At 67.2% G+C, this 17,566-nt stretch carries 14 protein-coding genes; 6 read left to right on the top strand and 8 right to left on the bottom strand.

Translation table 11 applies throughout. From position 1 onward, the window contains the following. Positions 1 to 19: 19 nt before the first annotated feature. Positions 20 to 1,714: a SulP family inorganic anion transporter gene (locus ABTV10_RS02230; protein WP_499032235.1), complete on the bottom strand. Its 1,695-nt coding sequence runs from the start codon at positions 1,712 to 1,714 to the stop codon at positions 20 to 22. Positions 1,715 to 1,925: 211 nt separating this feature from the next. On the opposite strand from ABTV10_RS02230, the gene ABTV10_RS02225 reads away from it, so the two are divergent. The 3 genes from ABTV10_RS02225 to ABTV10_RS02215 all read left to right on the top strand — a co-directional run bounded on the left by ABTV10_RS02225 (position 1,926) and on the right by ABTV10_RS02215 (position 7,337). Then, the gene (locus ABTV10_RS02225; RefSeq protein ID WP_499032233.1) at positions 1,926 to 4,277 is read left to right on the top strand and encodes an arylsulfatase; all 2,352 of its coding nucleotides are present in this window, start codon (positions 1,926 to 1,928) and stop codon (positions 4,275 to 4,277) included. A 108-nt stretch (positions 4,278 to 4,385) separates the two neighbouring features. After that, positions 4,386 to 7,013: a winged helix-turn-helix domain-containing protein gene (locus ABTV10_RS02220; protein WP_499032231.1), complete on the top strand. Its 2,628-nt coding sequence runs from the start codon at positions 4,386 to 4,388 to the stop codon at positions 7,011 to 7,013. 90 nt (positions 7,014 to 7,103) lie between these two features. Next, positions 7,104 to 7,337, top strand: a complete 234-nt coding sequence (locus ABTV10_RS02215) for a DUF8691 family protein (RefSeq protein WP_499032230.1) — start codon at positions 7,104 to 7,106, stop codon at positions 7,335 to 7,337. 7 nt (positions 7,338 to 7,344) lie between these two features. On the opposite strand, the gene ABTV10_RS02210 is transcribed toward ABTV10_RS02215, so the two are convergent. Together ABTV10_RS02210 and ABTV10_RS02205 are read right to left on the bottom strand one after the other, a co-directional pair. Next, entirely contained in the window at positions 7,345 to 9,048 is a 1,704-nt protein-coding gene (locus tag ABTV10_RS02210; protein ID WP_499032228.1) for a SulP family inorganic anion transporter, read from the bottom strand. 34 nt (positions 9,049 to 9,082) lie between these two features. Continuing rightward, entirely contained in the window at positions 9,083 to 9,460 is a 378-nt protein-coding gene (locus ABTV10_RS02205; RefSeq protein ID WP_433609423.1) for a DUF8021 domain-containing protein, read from the bottom strand. 335 nt (positions 9,461 to 9,795) lie between these two features. On the opposite strand from ABTV10_RS02205, the gene leuA reads away from it, so the two are divergent. Continuing rightward, a complete protein-coding gene (gene leuA, locus ABTV10_RS02200; protein WP_499035116.1) occupies positions 9,796 to 11,499 on the top strand; it encodes a 2-isopropylmalate synthase in 1,704 nt (567 codons plus the stop codon). Between the two features lie 126 nt (positions 11,500 to 11,625). Here the strand turns inward: leuA and ABTV10_RS02195 are convergent, their stop codons facing one another. From ABTV10_RS02195 to ABTV10_RS02180, 4 genes are all read right to left on the bottom strand, one after another. Then, positions 11,626 to 11,754 (bottom strand): hypothetical protein, encoded by a 129-nt coding sequence (locus ABTV10_RS02195; protein ID WP_499032226.1) that lies wholly within the window; start codon positions 11,752 to 11,754, stop codon positions 11,626 to 11,628. 334 nt (positions 11,755 to 12,088) lie between these two features. Next, a complete protein-coding gene (locus tag ABTV10_RS02190) occupies positions 12,089 to 12,235 on the bottom strand; it encodes a hypothetical protein (RefSeq protein ID WP_499032224.1) in 147 nt (48 codons plus the stop codon). 79 nt (positions 12,236 to 12,314) lie between these two features. Then, positions 12,315 to 13,492 (bottom strand): IS3 family transposase gene (locus ABTV10_RS02185; RefSeq protein WP_499028023.1). Its coding sequence is split into 2 segments (ribosomal slippage): positions 12,315 to 13,205 and positions 13,208 to 13,492, totalling 1,176 coding nucleotides; the frame shifts between segments, so codons are not numbered across the junction. Between the two features lie 237 nt (positions 13,493 to 13,729). Next, positions 13,730 to 14,719 carry a diacylglycerol/lipid kinase family protein gene (locus tag ABTV10_RS02180; protein ID WP_499035114.1) on the bottom strand — a complete coding sequence of 330 codons (990 nt, stop codon included), beginning with the start codon at positions 14,717 to 14,719 and terminating at the stop codon, positions 13,730 to 13,732. Between the two features lie 555 nt (positions 14,720 to 15,274). Here ABTV10_RS02180 and ABTV10_RS02175 point away from each other — a divergent pair. Both ABTV10_RS02175 and ABTV10_RS02170 read left to right on the top strand, forming a co-directional pair. After that, positions 15,275 to 15,517, top strand: a complete 243-nt coding sequence (locus tag ABTV10_RS02175) for a hypothetical protein (RefSeq protein ID WP_499032222.1) — start codon at positions 15,275 to 15,277, stop codon at positions 15,515 to 15,517. Positions 15,518 to 15,885: 368 nt separating this feature from the next. Next, positions 15,886 to 16,407 carry a DUF308 domain-containing protein gene (locus tag ABTV10_RS02170; protein WP_499032220.1) on the top strand — a complete coding sequence of 174 codons (522 nt, stop codon included), beginning with the start codon at positions 15,886 to 15,888 and terminating at the stop codon, positions 16,405 to 16,407. Between the two features lie 586 nt (positions 16,408 to 16,993). Here the strand turns inward: ABTV10_RS02170 and ABTV10_RS02165 are convergent. After that, positions 16,994 to 17,485, bottom strand: coding sequence for a hypothetical protein (locus ABTV10_RS02165; RefSeq protein ID WP_499032219.1), 492 nt, complete (start codon positions 17,483 to 17,485; stop codon positions 16,994 to 16,996). Positions 17,486 to 17,566: the final 81 nt, after the last annotated feature.

Below are 17,566 nucleotides of genomic sequence, written 5' to 3'. Positions count from 1 at the left end.
CGAACGCGAGAACCCGACGTCACCGAGCCTTGTCGGTATCCGAGATCGCCTGCGTCACAGAGGCGTACACCGCGACGGGCCGACCGCCTTCGGACGCCTGCCGGAAGGTGTCTCGGAACTGTCCGATGTCGCGGGCGATCCGCAGCTCGACGTTCCTCCGCGCCAGACCGTCCCGTAGCTGGACCAGCATCTCGGCCGCGCTCACGTCGATGAACGGCGACGTCTCGGCGTCGAGCACGACGACCCGGGTCTCGTCGGTGCACAGCTTCTCGATGCGTTCCTTGACGAAGTCCGCGTTCGCGAAGAACAGGCCGGCCTCGACCCGCACCACGATCGTGTCCGGCCGGGTCGCCAGGTCAGGGTGCCGCTCGACGTCCACCCACAGGTTCCCCTGGCGCGCCAGCTCGGCGACGTGCGGACGCGAGGACCGGTAGAGCAGCAACAGCATCGACACCCCGATGCCGATGACGAGACCGGGCAGCGTGTCGAACAGGAGGACGCCCATCATGGCGGCGATCGCGGCCGCGAAGTCGGCGCGCGCAGCGGGCCCGTAGATGCTCCCGAGGCGGGCGGTCCACACCCGGTACAGCCGGCGCAGCGCGTCAATGTCGACGAGTTCGATCACCGCGGCGATCACCACGGCGGCGAGGGTCGCTTCCGGCAGTTTCTCGAACAGCCCGGTGAGGAACAGCAACGTCAGGATGGTCAGCACCGCTACCACGAGCCCACTGACCTGCGACTTGGCCCCCGCCCCTCCGTTCACCGCAGTTTTGGAGAGGCTGCCGTTCACCACCATGCCCGAGCACAGTCCGGCGCCGAGGTTCGCGGCCCCGAGTCCGGCGAGTTCGCGATTGGCATCCACCTCGTATCCGGCCTTGGCTGCGTACGTCTTCGCCGCACCGAGGCCCTCCGCGAATCCGATCAGGAGTACGCCGACCGCGGGTCCGGCCAGGTCGTAGTAGTCACGCCAGCTGACCCCGTCGGGAAGCCCGAGCGACGGCAGCCCGGAGTCGATGTGGCCCACGATGTCGACCCCGTGTTCGTCGAGCGAGAACAGGCCCACCGCCGCGATTCCGAACAGGACCGCCACCAGAGAGCCGGGGACCAGCGGCAGCCACCGTTTGAGCCCGAGCACCGCGATCAGGCTGATGGCACCTATGACGAACGGGCGCCACTGTGTGTCGCCCAGGTTCCGGATCACACCCCACGCCTGTTCGAAGAAGTCCCCGTCCGACTTCTCGATGCCGAACAGCTTGGGCACCTGGCCCACGATGATGGTCAGGGCGAGACCGACGATGAACCCCTTGAGCACCGGTTCGGAGATGAACGTCGCCACGAACCCGAGTCGGCAGAGACCGGCGACCAGACCGACGACGCCGGTCATGATCGCGAGAACCGCCGACAAGGCGAGGTACTGACCGTTGTCGGCGCCCGCGATGGGCGAGATGATGGCCGCGGACAGCGCCGCCGTGGCCGACATGGGACCCATCACGAGGTGCCGTGAACTTCCCGCCGCCGCGTACAGCACGAGCGCGGGCACCGCGGCGTACAGTCCGACCACCGGAGTGACGCCCGCGATGGACGCGTACGCGAGGGCCTCCGGAACGAGAACCGCCCAGACCGTGAGCCCCGCGATCACGTCGGGCCGCAGCCACGACCACTGGTACCCACGCAAGGATCCGAACGGCATCCATCCGACGAATCGAGTACGCACGTCGACCAATTCGCCTCTCCCCTCATCGCACCGACGTTCCCGTCGGTCCTCACGCTCGATGACGCCGTCGAGTCTGTCATCCACGGGGTGATTCGGACTCACACGCTGCGGGTGAGGCCGGGTATCGGTGTCGCGGGCCACGATGAGACTGCCCACACGTCCGCGGACGCCGGTGCCCGGACTTGGATCTCGATGTCGGAGGAGATAATTCATGACCGGGAGCAAGGAATTCAAGGGTGTCATCAATCTGGACGTCCGGGACTCGACGTCGGATTGGAGCGCGTTCCTGGCGGACAAGGCACCCGAGGGCGCACCCAACGTGTTGGTGGTCCTCTACGACGACACCGGAATGGCCGCCTGGTCCCCCTACGGGGGCCGGATCAATATGCCGACGATGGACCGGCTCGCCGAGAACGGGCTCACGTACACGCAGTGGCACACCACCGCACTGTGTTCGCCCACCCGCTCCACCTTCCTGACGGGACGCAACCACCATCTCAACGGCTTCGCGTCGATCTCGGAGTCGTCCACGGGGTTCCCCGGCTACAACTCGCACATCCCGCCGTCGAACGTCACGATGGCAAACCTGCTCCGTGACGCGGGCTGGTCGACGTTCTGGGTGGGTAAGAACCACAACGTGCCGATCGACGAGTGGACGGCCGGCGCGTCGAAGAAGAACTGGCCGCTCGCGCAGGGCTACGACCGCTTCTACGGCTTCATCGGTGGCGAAACCAACAACTGGTACCCCTCGCTCGCCGAGGACAACCACTACGTCGAGCAGCCGTACACGCCGGAGGAGGGCTATCACCTGTCCAAGGACCTGGCGGACCAGGCGCTCAAGATGATCCGCGACGTCAAGCAGACGGAGCCGGAGAAGCCCTGGTACCTGTGGTTCTGCCCGGGCGCGAACCACGCCCCGCACCACGCCCCGCAGGAGTACATCGACAAGTACAAGGGCATGTTCGACGACGGCTACGAGGCGTACCGCGAATGGGTCCTCGCCCGGATGATCGAACGCGGAATCCTGCCCGGGGACACCGATCTGACACCGCTGAACCCGATGCCCGACGGCACGTTCTCGCCCACGGACGAGGTGCGACCGTGGAACGAGTTGAACGACGAAGAGAAGCGCATGTTCAGCCGCATGGCCGAGGTGTACGCCGGCTTCTCGGAGTACACCGACGCCCAGGTGGGGAGGATCGTCGACTACCTGGAGGAGTCCGGTCAGCTCGACAACACGCTGATCATCTACTGCGCCGACAACGGCGCGTCCGGCGAGGGCAGCCCCAACGGCTCGGTGAACGAGGGCAAGATCTTCGGCGGGTATCCCGACGACGAGGCCGACAACCTGAGGCTGGTCGACAAGCTCGGCAGCCCCGACACCTACAACCACTACCCCACCGGCTGGGCGGCGGCGTTCTCCACGCCGTACAAGATGTTCAAGCGCTACACGTACCAGGGCGGCGTGTGCGATCCGTTGGTCATCCACTGGCCGGCCGGCATGAGGGCTCGCGGCGAAGTGCGACACCAATACCACCACTCGACGGACATCGTGCCGACGATCCTCGAGGCGTGCGGGGTAGCGTTCCCCGACACCTACAACGGTGTCGAGCAGACACCGCTGTCGGGTGTGTCGATGACGTACTCGTTCGACGCGCCGGCCGACGGTCCCACGGCCAAGGAGACGCAGTACTACGAGATGTTCGGCCAGCGCGGCCTGTGGCACAAGGGATGGAAGGCCGTCTCGGTGCACGGCCCGGTCTCGGGCCGCGGCAACTTCGATCAGGACGAGTGGGAACTGTTCCACGCCGACGTCGACCGCGCGGAGGCCCACAATCTGGCCGCCGAGCACCCGGACAAGCTCGAGGAGCTGAAGGCGCTGTGGATGGCGGAGGCGAAGGCGAACAATGTACTGCCGCTGAACGATCTGCAGGTCATCGGAAATCCGAAGGACTTCGAGACCTTCATCGGGATGGAGTTCCACCAGCCGGTGCCGCCGAGCGGCCAGTACATCTACTACCCGGGCACGAGCGAGGTGCCGGAACGCTCCGCGGCCAACGTGCACGGCGTCTCGTACAAGATCCTCGCCGAGGTCGAGCTCACGCCCGATTCGCAGGGCGTGATCTTCGCGCACGGTTCACGATTCGGCGGCCACTCGCTGTTCGTCAAGGACGGTGTCGTCACGTACGCCTACAACTTCCTGGGCATTCCGCCGGAGGACCGCATCTCGGCGCCGGTACCGACGTCCGGCAGGCACATCATCGGCGTCGAGTTCGTCAAGGAGAGCACGGGACCCAACCGCGAGGGCGTGGGCCCGCTCAAGCTCTACATCGACGACAAGCAGGTGGGCGAGCAGAAGATCCGCACTGTGCTGGGCCACTTCTCCCTCTGTGGAGGGGGCCTGTGCATCGGCTACGACAGCGCGGATCCGGTGTCGAGCGCGTATCCCGAGCCGCGATTCGAGTTCCGGGGCGGCGAGATCCGGAAGGTCGTATTCGACGTCGCCGACGACGCATACATCGACATCGAAGGTCACCTTGCGGCTGCAATGTCGAGAGACTGATCGGTATTCGCACGGCGCGAACCGCCTGCGCGGGTTAAGCTTCCCCCGCTGCAGGCGGTTCGTCCGGTCCATCCGGTCCGGAACTCGTTATGTGGGGAGGCATGTCGGGTGTCGATCACGCAAGACGGGGGTTACTACGCTGCGAGCGCCGAGATTCCGGTGTTCCGCAGTGATCGTGTGGTGTCGCGGGCGCGTTTGCTCGGCACACTCGATGATGCCCTCACCGGCCCGGAGAGCTCCATGTCCGTCGTACTGGTATGCGCACCAGCAGGTTCGGGCAAGACGACATTTCTCGCAGACTGGGCACACCGCGCACGCGAGAGACCCGAGCGGCCGGTGGTCGCGTGGACGACCATCGTCGACAACGACGACGGATCTTCCGATCTCCATGCGGAGCTCGTTCGCGCACTCGAGAGCACCGGCCATCCGGAGATCGAGCGAATGTGTCGAAATGTCTCGAAACCCACTGCTGAACAACGACTTCCTGTAGTACAGGCGCTGCTCGAACTCGATGAGACCGTGTGGCTCGTACTGGACGACGCCCACTTGTTGCACGACCCGGATGCGCTGGCCGATCTGGAGGAACTCCTCAGGGCCCCATCACAACACCTTCGGGTCATCGTGTGCGGACGCTTCGAACCGCCACTCGCCTTCCAGAAGCTTCGTCTCGAGGGTCGTGTCACGGACGTGACCTTTGCGGATCTCGCCTTTACAGCCGAGGAGGCATCGATCATGCTCGGCGAGCACGATGTCTCGCTCGCGCCCGCCGATCTGTCGGCGCTGATGGAACGCACCGAGGGCTGGGCGGCCGGCATCCGACTCGCCGGCATGTCACTGGCCGGGCATCCGGACCCGACATCCCTGATCGAGAACTTCACCGGATGCCGCCGCGCAGTCGCCGACTACCTGATCGAGCAGGTCCTCGCCGGTCAGAGCGAAGAGATCCGGCAGTTCCTGGTCAAGACGTCGGTGCCGTCTTCGTTCACGGCGGCGCTGGCCGAGGAACTCACGGGATGCGCCGACGCCCACGCGATCATCGATCAACTCGAGCACCGGAACTTCCTCATCAGCCGGATCGACGGCGCGCCCACGCAGTTCCGCTACCACCCGCTGCTACGCAGCTACCTTCGTGCCGAGATCAGCCGACTCGGGCGGCGGGCAGTCGTCGAACTCGAACACGTCGCGGCCCGCTGGTACGCCGAGTTCGGCGACGCGTTGCTGTCGCTCGAGCACGGCATCACCGCCGGGGACGTCTCCGATGTCGAGTCGGTACTCGACGAATCGGGCCTGGCACTGGTCCTCGACGGTCACGGGGAGTCCGTCGAGCGACTGATCGCCCAGGCGCCTCGCTCGATCCGGGATCGGGCGATCGCCGGACTCGTGCGGGCCGCGGCCCATCTGCAGCAGTCCGACAACGCGACGCTGGCCGCGTCGTTGCTCGATTCCGTCGGCTCGGTCGAGGGCGGCGCATCGGCCAACGCGACACGGTTCGAGCAGGCACTACGTGTGCAGGTGTCCATCCACACCGGGGACATCGCCGACGCCCTCGACAGCTCACGCGCCGTCGATCCGGGGCCGTCCGGCGATCCGTTTCTGGACTCGTTCACGGCCCTCCAGCGTGGTCGCGGACAGTTGTACCTCGGCCGTCTCGGCGCGGCAGAGCACGACCTGCGGCGAGCGCGCGCACACGCGCGGGAAATCGAGGCGACGCGGCTCGAGGCACAGGCCGCGGCGGCACTCGGCGTCGTGGCGCTGTCCCGGGCTCAGCTCGGCGAAGCGCAGGCGCTGGCCGCCCGGAGCCGCTGCATGACCGCGGACGCCGACCCGCACCCGTCCACGGACACACGTCGGGCGACGCTGCTCGAAGCGGCGTGCAACTACCTGCGCAACAACACCGCCCAGGCCGCCGAACTCGCGTCCACGGTACGAGTGCACGACGCCGACAACTACCTGGCCCGCGAGAGTGCCGTCGCGAGGGCACTGTTCGGGGTCGATCTCGCGGAAGACCGTCGGACCGCGGTCGCGGCTGTGCACACGGCCACGCTCACCGGGCGGGCGACGCCCCTGCCTCCCGGATCGCTCGCGGCGTGCCTGCCGTCGATCCAGTTCGCCTACCTGCACATCGGGGAAACGACGTGGGCTCGGGAACTGTTCGGTGTCGTCTCCAAGTCGCTCGGGCACACCGGTGACGTCGCACTGCTCGAAGCGATCCTGCACCTGTGCGCCAACCAGCTCGAGCGGGCACGGACGGCGCTGCGCCCCGTCCTCGACGGTGAGCTGCCGTGTGCGGCGGCCACCAATATGGTCACGGCATGGCTCGTCGAGGCCGAGGTGGCGCGGCGCCGCGGCCACGACTCGCGTGCCCACGACGCGCTCGTCGAGGCCCTCCGGCTGGCCGAACCCGAGGGCGTCCTGCGCCCATTCCACGACATGGCCCCGGCAGCCCGGGAATTGTTGTCCGCCAGTCGTGGTCGCTTCGGGGCGCGCGACTCCTTCGCCGACCTGGTGTGGGCGTCCTTCCCGAAGGCGACCATCACCACAGCCGAGCAACTCACCCGTCGCGAACTCGAACTGCTCGCGGAGCTTCCCACGTGGCGGACGGCGGAGGAGATCGCCTCCGACCTGTGCGTGTCGGTCAACACGGTCAAGACGCACCTACGCGGCATCTACCGCAAGCTCGGCGTCACCACCCGACGCGACGCCGTGTCCGCCGCGCACGACCACGGGCTGATCTGAATGCTCGGATTCACCATCGACGGGTGAGGTGCGGGCCCCGCGGTCGAGGCATCCTCGAGGGACCGGAAAGCAATGAACAGAGGAGGCGTCATGGCCACTTCCGACTCGGGCTGGCCGGCAACCGTGCGCTACGCCTTCCTGGTCGGTGGTGAACTGTCCGAGCGTGCACTCGCCGCTTTCCCGGAACTGCAGGTATCGGAGACGGCGCACGCGCACACCACGCTCTACGGCCCGGTGCGCAATCCCACCGAACTGCGGGGCATGCTGGCCCGTTTCGATGCCCTGGGCATCACGATCGTCGAGATGCGTCGGCTGCCGGACTGAGAACGGTTCAGCCGTCGGCCCGCTCGGTGGCCCGCACCAGCCGGCGCTCGGCGGCGTCGAACGCTCGCCGTGTCGATTCCCCGACCGTGTCGGTCGCCGAGAACATCTCCAGCGCAAGGCCTTGTTCGGCCAACCGATCGTCGTCCCAGGCGTGAGCCACCGACTCGCTGATGCCGCTCAAATACAGTCGCCCACCCGCCGCGTCCAGCCGCTTCGCGTAGTCACGCAGGACCGAGAGGAACGTCGCCCCGAACGTGGTACGGCCCCGAAGTCGCAGGATCACTTCCGGATTCACCGCACCGGACGGATCGGGCAGACGCGCCTGGAGGGTCCGGGCGCCCGCATAGAAGAGGCTGCCGTAGACGTCGAGGACGACGATCTGCCCGTCCGCGAGGGTCCGCGGGGCGAGTTGCTCCCGCAGCGTGCCGCCGTCACCCGGGACCAGTTCGACCACCGACAGGTCCATCGCCTCCTGGTTGAGCTGCAGCAGCAGCGACAGGGCGACACCGATACCCACCGCTGCGGCGACGGGAAGAAGCAGCGTCGCAACGAAAGTCGTCACGAGCGCGATCTGCGAGCTCGGTCCGGTCCGCAGGATCACCCGGATCACGCCGGGCCGGATGGAGCCGACGGCCGCGAAGATCAGCACCGCGGCCAACGTCGGCATCGGCACCTTGCCGACGAGGCCGGAGAAGACGACGAGGATCACCAGCATCCAGACGCCCGACCACACCGCACCCCACCTGCCACGGGCCCCCGCGGTCGCGTTGAGTGCGGTCTGGCCCACCGAGCCGCCCACGGGCATGCCCCCGAACAGGGCCGCGCCGATGTTCCCGACGCCCTGCGCCGAGAAGTCGGTGTTCGCGTCCGAGCGGCCGCCGTCCCTGTTGGGCGCGGACTCGGCCACGCCGGCGCCCTGGACCAACACGATCACCGCGACCGCGAGCGCTCCACCGAGCAGTTCGAACGAGAACGCGCCGAAGTCGGGCAGCACGGGCAGCGGCAGCCCGGTCGGAATCGCCCCGACGTCCGAGACCCGATCGACGCTGTCCCACCCGAGCGCGATCACCATCACGCTGGGGACCAGGAGCGCCAGCAGCGAACTGAACAACGCCAGTCGGGTGCGGGCGAGGACCACCAGGAGGAGCAGCGCCGTGGCCCCCGTGACCAGCGCACGCCAGTCGATGCCCGACGGGTTGGAGATCACGTCGAAGAACTTCGCCGCCGCGATCGACCCGCTCGCATCGCTCCCGACCAGATCCGGCACCTGGCCGAAGACGATGTTCGCCGCGATCCCCGTCAGGAAGCCGGTCATCACCGAGTGCGACACGAAACGCGTGTAGCGGCCCAGGCGCAGCAGCGCTGCCGCGACCATGACCAGACCCGCGATCAGCGTCAACAGCACCACCGCGCCCGATCGCTCCTCCGCCGGGAGGTCGGCGACCGCCGATCCGGCCGCCAGAGCGGCGGCGCTGGTAGTGGTGATCACCATCAGTTTGGTGCTCGTCTGCAACCCACCGAAGAGGGGACCCGCGAAGCTCGCGTACAGGCCATGGACCGGGTTGACACCGGCGAGGACGCCGCATGCCATCCCGTCGGGGACGCTGCTGATCGCCCCCGGAATGCCCGCGATCAGGTCGTTCTTGAACGACCTCCGCTCCGGGAGTCGTGAGCGAACCCATCTCCGCACGGCACCGACCACACCCGCCATACGTGCAGTGTGCGCAGCCGTGTCGGCCTCGTCCTCACTCCCGACGGATGAGGTTGTTTCTGCCGACGAGCCGGATCTTGGCGTCGATCCGGTGGATGCGCGGGTCGTCCGCCGGGATGCGGAACGTCTCGTGGACGTGCGCGGTGGCCAGCGTGCGACCGAACAGGCCGGCGTCGATCAAGTAGTCGGCGATCACCTCGTCGCCATCGACCCGGTACTGCTCCTCGCGAATCGCTCGAATCACGCGGAACTGTGGACCTCGTGACAGGCTGCGGCGCAAATGGTTCCCCGAAAATCCGGTTTTCAGTCCGACCTCGTAGCGCACCGCGTCGGGTGCGTACGGGACGGATTCGCCGTCGTGGCTGAGGAGGGCAGCCACGTACTTCTGCGCGGCTTCGAGCTGTGTGTTCATGTGACACAGTCGACCACGACGCACCCACCTCGAGTGTGAAATTGCTCCCCACTCCGCACGTGCTATCGGGGCACAGGGGTACAGTGCCTTCTATGCAGCGCGCGCTCCTTCTTGGGTGCCGCGGCGGGGTCTGATCCAGACTGGCCTCCCGTCGCGGGTCTCTCTCGTGCGCCGGTCGCCTCAGCTGTCGGGCTCTTACAGTCCACACTCGAACCTGGAGATCGATTCCCATGTCCCCCGCTGACGCCTTCACTTCCGGATCGCGCACCATCACGCCGCCGTCCAAGCCGGCGCCCGCCGACCAGCCGGCCTGGAACACCCAGAAGAACTCGTCGATGCCGACCTTCCGCTACCGCTCGTTCGGTGAGGAAGTGGAGACGGTGTCGCTGCCGGATCGCACCTGGCCCGACAAGGTCATCGACCGGGCCCCGCAGTGGTGCGCCGTGGATCTGCGTGACGGCAACCAGGCCCTGATCGACCCGATGAGCCCGGCCCGCAAGCGCCGCATGTTCGAGCTGCTGGTGCGGATGGGTTACAAGGAGATCGAGGTCGGCTTCCCGTCCGCGAGCCAGACCGACTTCGACTTCGTCCGCGAGATCATCGAGGACAACGCCATTCCGGACGACGTCACCATCCAGGTGCTGACGCAGTCGCGCCCCGAGCTGATCAAGCGCACTTTCGAGGCCTGCGACGGCGCGAAGAACGTCATCGTGCACTTCTACAACTCGACGTCGATCCTGCAGCGTCGGGTCGTGTTCCGGGCCGACAAGGACGCGATCAAGAAGATCGCCACCGACGCCGCCGAGCTGGTCCTGGAAGAGGCGAAGAACCACCCGGAAACCAACTGGCGCTGGGAGTACTCGCCGGAGTCGTACACCGGCACCGAACTGTCGTACGCCAAGGAGGTGTGCGACGCGGTCGTCGAGACCCTGGGCGCCACCCCCGACAATCGGGTGATCATCAACCTGCCGGCCACCGTCGAGATGGCGACGCCCAACGTGTACGCCGACTCGATCGAGTGGATGCACCGCAACCTGGCACAGCGCGAGAGCATCATCCTGTCGCTGCACCCGCACAACGACCGCGGCACCGGTGTCGCGGCCGCCGAGCTGGGCTACCAGGCCGGTGCCGACCGCATCGAGGGCTGCCTGTTCGGCAACGGTGAGCGCACCGGCAACGTGTGCCTGGTGACGCTGGGTCTGAACATGTTCACCCGCGGGGTCGACCCGCAGATCGACTTCTCGAACATCGACGAGATCCGTCGCACCGTCGAGTACTGCAACCAGCTGCCGGTCCACGAGCGCCACCCGTACGGCGGCGACCTGGTCTACACCGCGTTCTCGGGCAGCCACCAGGACGCGATCAACAAGGGCCTGGACGCGATGAAGGCTGCTGCGGACGCGCAGAACGCCGACGTCGACGACATCGTGTGGGAGGTTCCGTACCTGCCGATCGATCCCAAGGATGTGGGCCGCACCTACGAGGCCGTCATCCGCGTGAACTCGCAGTCCGGCAAGGGCGGCGTCGCGTACATCATGAAGGCCGACCACGGCCTGCAGCTGCCGCGCCGCCTGCAGATCGAGTTCTCGCAGGCCGTCCAGAAGATCACCGACGGCGAGGGCGGCGAGGTCTCCCCGAAGGAGATCTGGGACGTCTTCTCCGAGGAATACCTGGCCCCGGTCAATCCGCTCGAGCGCATTCGCCAGAAGGTGACGGCGTCCGAGGAGGACGGCGGCGTCGACTCGATCACCGCGGTGGTCAAGGTCAGCGGCGCCGAGCAGGAGATCTCCGGTTCCGGCAACGGCCCGCTGGCCGCGTTCGTCGACGCGCTGGGCACCGTCGGCTTCGACGTCCGCGTCCTCGACTACTCCGAGCACGCGATGTCCGCCGGTGACGACGCGCAGGCCGCGGCGTACGTCGAGTGCGCGGTGACCCTGCCCGACGGCACCAGCAAGGTCGTGTGGGGCGTCGGCATCGCCACCTCCATCACCACCGCGTCGCTGCGCGCCGTCGTCTCGGCGGTCAACCGGGCGCACTGAGTTCCGTAGCGAGATGGGGCCGCATCCGTCAGGGTGCGGCCCCATCCGCGTTCAGGCCATCGGCCTGAGCGCCCATTCCTTCCCTCTGCGCGCTGATTCCCGCCCGACCGGGCGAAGAGTGGGCGCTCAGGCCGACGCTGCCCGCACCAGGTGCCGCCCCGACGCCACCAGCAGGATCAGGCACACGACGACGACCGGCCACACGAGGACCAGCCCGATCGGACGTAACCACGCGGCGTTCGACGACCCCGCCACGGTCAGCGAAAATTCGGCCGACCGATCGGCTGCCGCTCCCGCTCGTCGACGACCATCACATCAGCGCTGGATACACCGGGCCGCTCGGACACCATCCGCGATCACCTCAATGTCCGCCGCACCGGCCGCTACCGGTACCGGCTCGACCCCGCCTTGGGCGGTCCTGCGCTGGCGCCGGCGGCCGTGTACCGCAGGTGGGCACAGGTTCTCGCGTTCATCTACCGCCACCCCAGCACCCGCACCCTGGGCGCGCAGCTGACCCGCAGGCACCTCCCCGCAGTGTCGACGACCAGCTGTCCGATGGGTTGGTGTTCACCTCAATCGACCGCTGGGGCTACCTGCCGCTACCCCCACGGCCGCTCACCGCAGGCTCGATCGCCGCGACGCACTCACCGCGCTCGCCGACGTCGGGGACGTTCTCGACGATGTAGAAGCCCGAGCCGACGCGCTGCTCGAGCAGACGCTGGCAATGATCGAACAATGGTCCCTACCAGAGGGACCATCAGCCCAGTGACCGCAGCACCAGACGGGACTGCTGCACGATCGGGTGACAGATTCGGTCACGCAGCCTGAGTGGCTGGTGTGGTCATGATGGTCTCGTATTCGACGGGGGTCAACTTGCCGAGCCTGGCCTGACGTCGGCGGCGGTGGTAGGTCCGTTCGATCCACGTGACGATCGCGATCCGGAGCTCGTCGCGGGTCGCCCACGGACGGCGGTCGAGGACGTTCTTCTGCAGCAGGGCGAAGAACGATTCCATCGCCGCGTTGTCGCCGCAGGCGCCGACCCTGCCCATCGATCCGGCCATCGCGTGCCGGCCCAGCGTGCGGACGAATTTCCTTGAGCGGAACTGTGATCCGCGATCGCTGTGCACAACACAGCCGGCCACCAGATCACCCGCCGCAGCCCGACGGGCGGCGGCCGAGTCCAGGGCGTCGACAGCAAGACGGGCCTTCATCCTCGAGTCGATCGAGTAGCCCACGATGCGGTTCGAGTACATGTCCTTGATCGCACACAGGTAGAGCTTCCCCTCGCCGGTGTGATGCTCGGTAATATCGGTGAGCCACAACATATTCGGTGAATCAGCCGTGAAGTTCCGCTTGACGAGGTCGTCGTGGACCGGCGGCCCCGAGCGGACGTTCTTGGTGCCTCGCTTCTTGCCGAACGAGCTCCACCACTTGTTCTCCGAGCAGATCCGCCACCCAGTGCGCGGCGCCATCTTCTGGCCGGCGTCGGCGGCCTCGTCAACGAGGAACCGATACCCGAACTCCGGGTCGTCGTGGTGAGCGTCGAACAAGGCATTCGCCCGATACGCCTCGTCGCGCTCGGCAGCAGTCACCGGCGCGGCCAGCCACCGGTAGTACGGTTGGCGCGCGATATTCAGCACCCGGCACGTCACCGCGACAGGGATTCCGTCGGCGGCCAACTCGCGGACGAGCGGGTAGATCATTTTCCCGGCAGGTTCGCCTGCGACAGGTAGGCCGCAGCCCGGCGCAGGACCTCGTTCTCCTGCTCGAGCAGCCGGATCCGCTTCTTCAGCTCGCGGTTCTCCCTGGACTCCTCATTAGTCGTCCCCGGCTTGATGCCGTCTTCGACATCGGCCTGCTTGAGCCAGTTGGCCAGGCAGGATTCGCTGATGCCGAAGTCGGCCGCGATCTGCCTCAGGTGCTGGCCTGGTTCACGGCCTCGGGCCACACGGACGACGTCGTCGCGGAACTCCTTGGGGAATGGCTTCGGCACGGTGCACATCCTTCCAGTGGCACCTCTCGGCACCACAGATCAGATGTCACCTATCCGTGCAGCAGTCCCGACCGACGTTCCGGGTGCACCGATGCCATCGGCAGACCGGTGTGCACTACCCCGATGCCGTGGTGCTCGGCTCCGTCATCGGAGTCGGAACGTCGGCCATGGTGGCGGACGCACGCAACCGTAGGAATCGGCCGCCGGGCGGCGGGGGAAGGCGTCGTATCGGGCCGACTACTCGGGCTCCTCCTGGCGGACGACCGGCGAGGCGCTCCTCGGTGACCTTGCAGGTCGGAGGCGGGCGGAGGACGAGGCGCCAGGATGTCGGGGCGAGATGCGCACGCGAAGGACTGCCGGGCGAATGGCGAACCTGAGCGGTGGAGTCAGCACGACTGATTCACCGTCGATACCCGCGTGTACGGGCGCGGGGGCGAAGACCTCGAAGTCCGGTGCGCTCCAGGCGCGCCCTGGAGGGTGCCGCCCACTGTCCGGTGCGTCGAGAATGACGATGCCCAGAAGCCCCTCACCGAGTGAGGGGCGACTGCCGAGGACAGGAGGATCCAACGCATAGGGGTTGTTCGACACCAGCACGACGGCGAGTTGAGCGTGCTGGCGGCCTACGTCGTCGACCAGGCGCAGCGCCGGGGTCCTTGCAGCGGGGCCGACCACCCGCTTGGCGGTCTCCACGAGGGTGCGCATTTTGGCGTCGCGATAGGCCGGATGGCGGACCGCCTCACCGTAGATCCCGAGAGAGACGTTGTTCACGAAAGCGCGGCCGTTCACTTCTGCCAGGTCGATCCGCCGCTCAACCCCATCGGTGAACGCGTCGAGCGCGCCCGCCACGTCCCGCCGGTCCACTCCGAGGTCGAGCGCGAAGTGGTTGCGTGTCCCAGCCGGGACGCAGATGAACGGCACCCCCTGCGCGGCTGCGGCGGCTGCCACGACCGCCAGGGATCCGTCGCCACCAGCTATCCCCAGCGCATCCGCGCCCTGCTTCACCGCCTCGTCGACGCATTCCATGAGGCTGTGGCCCGGCTCGAGGACGACCACCTTGATCCCGCGATCTCGTGCCCGTTCAGCAACCCTCGCCCGGCCCGCCGCACCATCTCCCGATCTTGGGTTGACAAACAACGCAGGCCGTAGCGGCGGGTCGACTGCACTCCAGCCATAGCGGGTCAATCTCTGCTGGGACGGCCCGCTACCCGGCCGGGGAACCGGGGGCATGATCATGACGCCGTCCCCCGAGAGCCACCACCTACCGATGCCAACCTCACCGTTGACCGATCGTCGCATCGGACTGGCACGTCGAGCCCCCTTGGCGGTTTGCTGACCGTGACCTACCTACCCACCTACCTTACGTCTCGATTCCACGGTGATCGATGCGGCCGAAAACCAGACTGTAGGGACGCGGTCGGGGCCGACCTCTGCCGGCAGTCCGGCGGTGCGAAAGGCCGCGTACGTCAACGGCCGTGACCTCCCCCCATAGATGGCCATGTACGGCCCCGCTGACGGCCAAAGATGTCTCCCCGGTGATGTCATGGGTTCGTTCCGTAGAGTGGCGGCGCCGCTGTCTGACTGGCCGAGTCCGCCGCGGCCGGAGTCCGCCGCATTCGCACCAATATGCCCGAGACGATCACCCTGGCAAAGTGCTCGGGATCGCCTCGGTCGCAGGGTGTTTCGCGCAGCGCACCCTCCTTCGCAGCCTCGTCACAACCTCGGTCGTGAAGCCGGTGAACCAGCACGCACCCCACCCAGGACCCGCCGCACACCCTCGAACGGGTGAAAAGCAAGGATTGCCTTTACATCTGCGGACCAAGCCGAATCTCCAAACGCCACTTCCGCGAGGCCCTCAGACACGTCGCAGTCGAAGCCTGCCTCACCGTCGCCCGGGTGATCCGCACCGACCGCGTCATCGTCGACGACATCGGGCCGTTGCCCGTGAGTCCCGGTGCGGCAGGAGGTATTACCGGCTGGTCGACGCCGCACACGTCGGGGTCGCCGCCGGCGACAGCAATCGGCTGACCCAAGCCACCAGCGGACACGGGTGAAGCCTCTGCGTTGACCAACCTCGTCGAGCCGGCCGGCCCCGGCGCCATCGACCCGACCGCGAAATTGCCTGGCCATGAGGAAACAAGTGGCCGCCGCTGGGGCCGCCATCGGGGAGTGTCGGAAGGCCGACGAAACCCTTACCATGGAGATGCAGCGGAAAGCGTCCAGCGACCTCCGAGACTTGGGAGAAGTCGATGAGTAGTCCGCATACTCAGTCGCCCGACACCGCATCACCGTCTACCGACTCTTCGCAGAGTGACGCGCTCCGTGCGGGCCTGGCGCGGCTCGTGGGTCCATGGTGGATCTTCCTCTTGACCGGGATCGCATGGCTGATCGTCGCGATGGTGGTGCTGCGCTTCACCACGACTTCGGTGGTCACCATCGGGGTTCTCATGGGGGCGGTCTTCCTCGGGGCGATGATGAACGAGTTCCTGATTGCGGCGTTGTGGTCTCCCTGGCGGTGGGCACGCGTGCTGATGGGTGTCCTGTTTCTCGCCGGCGCGATCTGGGCGTTCATCAGCCCGCTCGACGCGTTCTGGGCTCTGGCGTCCGTGCTCGGCGTGCTTTTCATCCTGCAGGGAGCTCTCGTTCTGATCTCATCCATCGAGTCCCGGGTCGTGAACACTGTCTGGTGGCTTGGGGTGGCCGCCGGCGTCCTCGAAATTCTCATTGGTTTCTTGGTCTCGCAGCAGGTGATCGCGGTGCGCGCAGCGCTCCTGATCTTGTACGTCGGGTTCCTGGCGCTCTTCCGGGGGTTCACAGAGATCGTGGTCGCGTTCGAGTTGAAAGGCGCACAGAAGGACCGTTCCGGTGCAGCGATCGGTGGGCCCGCTCGAGGCGACCGAAGACACGCCACGTCGTGACCCTGCACCCCCGAACTAATCCGCTTCGTGGGTGCGCGAAGGACGCCAGCTCCGATCTGGCGTAGGGACCGTCCTCGATACCGACTCGCCGATCCCCTTGTCAGGTAGGGCTTCCGGCCAGGCTTCCGCTGCCAAGCGTCAACAGGTTCAGGTGAAGACCGTCGTCAGATGTTTCAGTCGACTGGCACCCACCCGATGGCCGAGTACAACTGACATGTAGAGAAGTTTGTCAAGAGGCCATGTCCGCAAAAGTAAAGGAGTCAGAGGACGACTTCTTCGCCTCGCAGACCGCCCAGCACGCCACGTTGGAAGAGCAAGTCGCAAGAGCGCGGACCTCGGCCCAGGAGCGCAACGATGAACTTCGGGCCCGCGCCGACGAGGCCAAGTCGGATATCTCGTCGTCGTGGCATAACGTCCAGCCGGTCCTTACCGCGACCGACCGTAGCCGGATACCTGCGCACACCACTGCTGAAATCCGGCGTCCTAGGCATACAGCCCACTCACGACTTTGTCGGCGAAGGCCAGTGGCCGCGCACCTGGAGCGGGAGTGCGCGGCCGCTGTCTGTGTTGGGGTGGTGTTGGCTGGTCAGGATGTGACGGAGCCGAGGCTCCCGAGTGATCCGGACGACCCGGACGACCCGGACGACGTCGCCGGCGTGGTGTCCGCAGAGACGGTGAGGGTGACGTCGAGGACCGCATGCGGTGCAACACCGTTGCTGGCGGTGATCGTGAAGATGGAGGTGCCGGCGGTGGTCGGGGTGCCACCGACCTGTCCGGCACTGTCCAGACCCCAGGCGGTGATGTGGCCGTCCGCGGTCAGCGCGAGGGAATGGTCTCTCCCGGCGGCAATCGCGGTGACGCCGCCGGCGGCCGGCGCATCGCGCACCTGACCGGAGGGGTCGCCGCCCCAGGCGGTGACGGTACCGGGCGTGGCCACCGGCACACCGACCGGCGCCGCCGCGGCAGGAACGGCCAGCGCGACCGCGACACCGGCGACCGCCAGCCCGCTGAGGGCCCGCAGCAGCCGCGGCCCGCCCCGGGCACGGGGCCGTAGACGTTCGATCATGGACGGGGGCATGCACAGACTCCTGCGCATTTCCGGGTGAACGCCGACCGTCGGCCGGCAGTCCTGGCACAGCCGACGAGCACACGAAACCGG

This window comes from Paraburkholderia sp. RHO2 (assembly GCF_050955445.1).
GTDB classification, from domain to species: Bacteria; Actinomycetota; Actinomycetes; order Mycobacteriales; family Mycobacteriaceae; genus Prescottella; species Prescottella agglutinans_A.
This window is presented reverse-complemented; position numbering and strand designations above follow the sequence as displayed.

Excerpts from the sequence above, each read along its gene's own strand:
- ABTV10_RS02225 (WP_499032233.1), top strand. The coding sequence starts at position 1,926 with ATGACCGGGAGCAAGGAATTCAAGGGTGTCATCAATCTGGACGTCCGG.
- ABTV10_RS02215 (WP_499032230.1), top strand. The coding sequence starts at position 7,104 with ATGGCCACTTCCGACTCGGGCTGGCCGGCAACCGTGCGCTACGCCTTC.
- leuA (WP_499035116.1), top strand. The coding sequence starts at position 9,796 with ATGCCGACCTTCCGCTACCGCTCGTTCGGTGAGGAAGTGGAGACGGTG.
- ABTV10_RS02205 (WP_433609423.1), bottom strand. The coding sequence starts at position 9,460 with ATGAACACACAGCTCGAAGCCGCGCAGAAGTACGTGGCTGCCCTCCTC.
- ABTV10_RS02180 (WP_499035114.1), bottom strand. The coding sequence starts at position 14,719 with ATGCCCCCGGTTCCCCGGCCGGGTAGCGGGCCGTCCCAGCAGAGATTG.
- ABTV10_RS02210 (WP_499032228.1), bottom strand. The coding sequence starts at position 9,048 with ATGGCGGGTGTGGTCGGTGCCGTGCGGAGATGGGTTCGCTCACGACTC.
- ABTV10_RS02170 (WP_499032220.1), top strand. The coding sequence starts at position 15,886 with ATGGTGGTGCTGCGCTTCACCACGACTTCGGTGGTCACCATCGGGGTT.
- ABTV10_RS02165 (WP_499032219.1), bottom strand. The coding sequence starts at position 17,485 with ATGCCCCCGTCCATGATCGAACGTCTACGGCCCCGTGCCCGGGGCGGG.